Source organism: Rhodothermales bacterium (assembly GCA_034439735.1).
In the GTDB taxonomy this organism is placed as follows: domain Bacteria; phylum Bacteroidota; class Rhodothermia; order Rhodothermales; family JAHQVL01; genus JAWKNW01.
Map to the genome: position 1 here is coordinate 1 of JAWXAX010000108.1, position 4,958 is coordinate 4,958.

The following is a 4,958-nucleotide window of genomic DNA, read 5'->3' on the forward strand; positions in this document are numbered from 1 at the left end:
CCTGTTTCTGGTGGAGGGATGGGTCCATCGGGGTTTGAGGGGTAAAGTTCGAGGTTTAATGTCGGGGGGTAATGCACGGAGTTGCACAAAGGCTTCGGCACGACGTTCCTCTGCAAGTCGTTCTTTTTGTATCTTGCCGGCGACGCGCCTGAGATCCTTCGAACCGGCCGGCGTTTGCCGCCGCCCGTCAGGACAAGCCTGCCAACCTGTAACCTGCGCGAATCAGGAGTTGAACTATGTCAAACCCCCCAAAAAAATAATGTCATCTCGACCGAAAACGCCGGCTTGCCGGCGTGAGAGCGGAGACACGAGCGCAGCGACTGATGAGCGAAGCGAATAAACCTCCTTAAGCCGAGCACTTCGCCCATCTCGCGGAGGTCGCTCAGCTGCCGCATCGGCTGCGCCGCTGCGTTCGTTCGCGATGACAAGGCCTGTTTTTTAACACACCACTCTGCGCCAAACCGAACACGCCATGCCTAATCGCTACCCGTTAGGCCCATAAGAATCACGCGTTGAACGATTCGAGCGTGAACGAAGTTATGCCCTTTTTGCGGGATTCAACTCCTGATTCGCATAACCTGCCAACCTGTAACCTGCCAACCTGTAACCTTGTATCAATACCTCGATCTCCTCCGCCACGTAAAAGCGAACGGCGTCCGTAAGGAAGACCGGACCGGCACCGGCACGCTCAGCGTCTTCGGCTACCAGATGCGGTTCGACCTGCAGGCCGGCTTTCCGCTCCTCACCACCAAAAAGGTGTTCTTCAAAGGCCTCGCCTACGAAATGCTCTGGTTCCTCCAGGGCAGCACCAACATCCAGTACCTGACCGATAATGGCGTCAGCATCTGGAACGAATGGGCGGACGCCGAGGGCAACCTGGGCCCGGTCTACGGCAAGCAGTGGCGCGCCTGGCGCACGGCCGACGGGCGCGAGATCGATCAGATCGCCGGCGTCATCCACACGATTAAAACCAACCCGGACAGCCGGCGCATCCTCGTCAACGCCTGGAACGTGGGCGAAATCGACCAGATGGCGCTCCCGCCCTGCCACCTCTTCTACCAGTTCTACGTCGCGAACGGCCGGCTGTCGTGTTCGCTCTACATCCGCTCGAACGACCTCTTCCTCGGAGCCCCGTTTAACATCGCGGAGTACGCGCTCCTGACCCACATGATCGCCCAACAGTGCGACCTGGGCGTCGGCGAACTGGTTTATACCATAGGCGACGCACACATCTACACGAACCACCTCGATCAGGTGGACGAACAGCTCGCCCGCGAGCCGCTGCCGCTGCCGAAGCTGAACATCCTCCGAAAACCTGCGTCGATTTTCGACTACCGCTACGAGGATTTTGAGGTCGTCGATTACCGGCACCACCCTCCCATCAAGGCGCCGGTGGCGGTTTAAACCCATGCCCCGCCCCGAAATCGTCCTCATCGCCGCCGTCGCAGAGAACAACCGGGTGATCGGGAAAGGCCTCGAATTGCCCTGGCATATTTCGGAGGACCTGAAGCATTTCAAAAAACACACGCTCGGGATGCCGCTCGTGATGGGCCGGCGCACGTTTGAGTCGCTCGTCCATCAATTCGGCGGACCGCTCAAGAACCGCCGCAACATCGTCCTCTCCACCCGTGGCCCCGTCGAAGGCTTCCCGGAGATCGAAACCTATCCCTCCGCCGAGGCCCTCCTCGATGCGCTGAAGGACGAACCCGTGGTGTACATCGGCGGAGGCGGAGGGGTGTACGCGCATTTTTTGCCCCTGGCCGATCGGCTGGAGATCACGTTGGTCGAGGGTGACTACGACGGCGACGCGTTCTTCCCGCCGTTCGAGCACCTCATCGGGCGGGAGTTCGAGATCGAGGAGGAGCACCCGCGCAACGGCTACCGGTTTGTCACCTACCGGCGAATCAGGGGGTAGGGGGGACAAAACCCAGCGCCCGCGCCGGATTGTGGACGAGGAGATCCTGGATGAGCGCCTCCGATGCGCCGGCTTCCCGGAGCCACGGCACGAACCGCCACAGGATATACGTGAAGCCGGGGCCACCGCCGTACGCCGGCCAGTACGAGCGCCGCGCCAGGTCTCCCGAAAGCAGTAACTGCCTCCCGAAACCCTCCGCCGCCAGCGTTAAAATGGCGTCGATCCGGGCCCGGTCCGGGTAATATTTCTCCTTGCTGATCTGGTCGAACCCGAGGAACGCGCCCGTCGCGGCCACCGCGCGGAGGTAATCCAGCTCCAGCTTCCGGTCCATGTGCCCGATCACCACCCGCCGAGGGTCCACGCCTTCTTCGCGGAATACGGCCACCTGCTCCAGCGCCATCGTGCCGGCCTCGGTATGGGTGGAAATCGGCGCCCCGGTGACGCGGTGGGCGCGGGCGGCGGCGCGCAGCATCTTTTCCCCGCACGGAGTGATCGCGTCGCGCATCGTCGAGGCCTTGATCACGCCGGCCCGCACACCCGTTTCCTCTATGCCCACCGTCACCTCGCGCACGTACAGCGCCGCAAGTTCCTCGATCGATCGGGGCTCCACCCAGGGCTTCGAAAATGTGTCCTTGTTGAATCCTGTGGCGCACACGATATGGACACCGGTGGCCTCCGCGACGCGGCGGAGGCCGGCCGCGTCGCGGGTGTAATCGGGCGTCGACATATCCACCAGCGCTCCGCCGCCGGCCTCGCGAAACCAGCCTACCTCACGCCGCGCGGCAGCCTCGTCGTCCAGCCGGAAATCCGACGTCGCGAGGGCGCCCGGTGGCGCTCCGAACACGTGTTCGTGGGGATAACAGACGCCCAGCGCGTCCACAGGAATATCGCCGGTGACGGTGCGTACGATCATGGCCTTCACAACGAAGCGTTCACAATCCGCGTGCCCGCCACCATCGCGTTCATCTTCGCGCGGGACGCCCATCGGGCCGTCTGGCTGAAGCCGCAATCGGGCGTCACGGTGAGGCGCTCGGGCGGCACGTGTTTCAGCGTCTTCCGGATGCGCTCGGCCACGATCTCGGGGGTCTCGATGAAGTAGTTTTTGACGTCCACCAGGCCGGCGGCAACATCTTTACCGGACTCCACGATGGCCGCGCACACCTCGATCTCCGCCATCTCGCGGTTGGCGAACTCGATCGCGAACTCCTGCACCTTGAGATCCAGAATAGCCGGAAATACCGGCGCAAACGTGCGGTTCGCCACCGGCCGGCCGATGTAGTTGCCAAAACAGAGGTGGACACTGATGCGTGCGTTCACCCCGTCCAGCATCCCATTAAACAGGTCGATAAACGCCTTCGGCGTATCCTTGTGCACGGCGGCAGAGGGTTCGTCCAGCTGGATAAAATCCACGCCGGCGGCCACCAGGGCCTTTAATTCCCGGTTGATGATCTGCGCGAAGCGGTGGGCGACCTCCATCCGGTCTTTGTAGATCTTCCCCGGCGCGATCCGGCCGGCGAGGGTGTACGGGCCGGGCACGGGTATCTTGATGGGTCGCGTCGTGCGGGTTCTGGCATACCGATACTCGGCCACGAGCCCCAGGCCGTCCGGTGCGTCGAACGTCTCGTGGGCCTCGTAGCGCTCGCGCTGGTCGTGCCCCCCCGGGCCGATGCGACGAAGCGGAGGTAGCTCGGTGAGACCCTGAAGTCGGCCGTAGAAATCAGCTGTAAAGAACCCCAGCCGGCGCATTTCCCCGTCGCTGATGATATCCACGCCGGCTTCCTCCTGCTCCCGGATCGCGAGGTCGACGGCGTCGTTGAGCGTTTCTTCGATGTCCTTGAGGCCATACTGCCCCTGCTGCATGGCGTCGACGGCGGTGATAAACCACGCCGGCCAGGCGTAACTCCCGATGACACTGGTCTTGATCATAGTTTCGGTTAAACAGTGGTGTGATGCGCCCACCGGCGCGGAGATTTAATGGGTGCCGTTACACGATATCCCATCAAACGGTCGGAAACGCCCGATTTTGGACCGTAGGGACACGATCTATCGTGTCCTCTTGCACATGGCGTAACGGCAGTTAATGATAGAAAGTGGGAACCGCTCCGGCAATTGCTCCGGGCGTAATGAATAGATTCCGGACGACAGCGGCGTCGTCATCCATTCACGTCTGGTGTTCGGGTTGAATGCACGTCCCGTCATATCACCTCTCCCACGGATTCTGCTTGCGGAAGACAACGAAGTCAACCAAAAAGTAGCCCTTCGCATGCTCGACCGAATCGGGTATCCAGCCGATCTCGCCGTGAACGGGGTGGAGGTGTTGAATGCGCTGGCGCATACGTCGTACGACATCATTCTGATGGACCTCCACATGCCGTTGATGGGTGGTCTCGAGACCGCCACGGCCATTCGCAGCCGGCCCGATCTTCCACAGCCCATTATTGTGGCCCTCACGGCGAGCGCCACGACGGCCGACCGAGACCGATGCCTCAAGGCCGGCATGGACGACTACCTCTGCAAACCCATCGAGATGGACCGCCTGCGCGACACGATCTGGATGCATACGCCCTCCTTTGCTCATGCCACCCCGCGCCCGAGCGCCCGCCTCTCCTCGCCTCGCGCACAGAAATAGCCTGCGGAGGGATCGAAGCGGTAGTTTCGGCCAGGCTCGTTTGTCACGTCAAAGTACCGCGCCGAGGCCAATGAGTCGATCACGGAGGGTGGCCACGTCGATCTCGCGCGGGGTAGATCCAGAGTGGACCGCCAGTCCGGCGGCCACGCCGGCCGCCTGCCCCATCGCCATGCATTGCCCCATGCTGCGGACGGAAGCGTGCGCGTCATGGTCGGCCGAGAGGCACCGGCCGGCCACCAGCAACCCGTCCACACCGCGCGGTAACAGGCAGCGAAAGGGGATGCCGTAGGTGCTGCCTGTCGGTAGGTATTCCCACCGGGTGTCTCCGCCGGCATGGTGTTCCTCGATCGGCGCACCGCAGCGGGCGATTGCGTCGTCGAAATCCCGTGCCGCCAGCACATCCGCGCGGCTGAG

At 62.6% G+C, this 4,958-nt stretch carries 6 protein-coding genes; 3 read left to right on the forward strand and 3 right to left on the reverse strand.

Annotated features, from left to right (window positions below):
* Nucleotides 1-609: 609 nt before the first annotated feature.
* A complete protein-coding gene (locus tag SH809_08675) occupies nucleotides 610-1,404 on the forward strand; it encodes a thymidylate synthase (GenBank protein ID MDZ4699763.1) in 795 nt (264 codons plus the stop codon).
* A 4-nt stretch (nucleotides 1,405-1,408) separates the two neighbouring features.
* Complete coding sequence (locus SH809_08680; protein ID MDZ4699764.1) at nucleotides 1,409-1,915, forward strand: dihydrofolate reductase; 507 nt, start codon at nucleotides 1,409-1,411, stop codon at nucleotides 1,913-1,915.
* On the opposite strand, the gene SH809_08685 is transcribed toward SH809_08680, so the two are convergent.
* Both SH809_08685 and SH809_08690 read right to left on the reverse strand, forming a co-directional pair.
* Entirely contained in the window at nucleotides 1,905-2,828 is a 924-nt protein-coding gene (locus SH809_08685; protein ID MDZ4699765.1) for a phosphotriesterase-related protein, read from the reverse strand. The two genes, SH809_08680 and SH809_08685, sit on opposite strands and share 11 nt — an antisense overlap.
* Before the next feature lie 5 nt (nucleotides 2,829-2,833).
* Nucleotides 2,834-3,841 (reverse strand): cobalamin-independent methionine synthase II family protein, encoded by a 1,008-nt coding sequence (locus SH809_08690; protein ID MDZ4699766.1) that lies wholly within the window; start codon nucleotides 3,839-3,841, stop codon nucleotides 2,834-2,836.
* A 244-nt stretch (nucleotides 3,842-4,085) separates the two neighbouring features.
* Here SH809_08690 and SH809_08695 point away from each other — a divergent pair, with 244 nt between their 5' ends.
* Entirely contained in the window at nucleotides 4,086-4,544 is a 459-nt protein-coding gene (locus SH809_08695) for a response regulator (protein ID MDZ4699767.1), read from the forward strand.
* Between the two features lie 48 nt (nucleotides 4,545-4,592).
* On the opposite strand, the gene SH809_08700 is transcribed toward SH809_08695, so the two are convergent.
* Nucleotides 4,593-4,958, reverse strand: a 366-nt coding sequence (locus SH809_08700) for an FAD-dependent oxidoreductase (protein MDZ4699768.1), incomplete at its 5' end; no start/stop codon positions are given.

What these genes read in the sequence shown, in the direction of transcription:
- SH809_08680 (MDZ4699764.1), top strand. Translation starts at nt 1,409, where the DNA reads ATGCCCCGCCCCGAAATCGTCCTCATCGCCGCCGTCGCAGAGAACAAC.
- SH809_08690 (MDZ4699766.1), bottom strand. Translation starts at nt 3,841, where the DNA reads ATGATCAAGACCAGTGTCATCGGGAGTTACGCCTGGCCGGCGTGGTTT.
- SH809_08685 (MDZ4699765.1), bottom strand. Translation starts at nt 2,828, where the DNA reads ATGATCGTACGCACCGTCACCGGCGATATTCCTGTGGACGCGCTGGGC.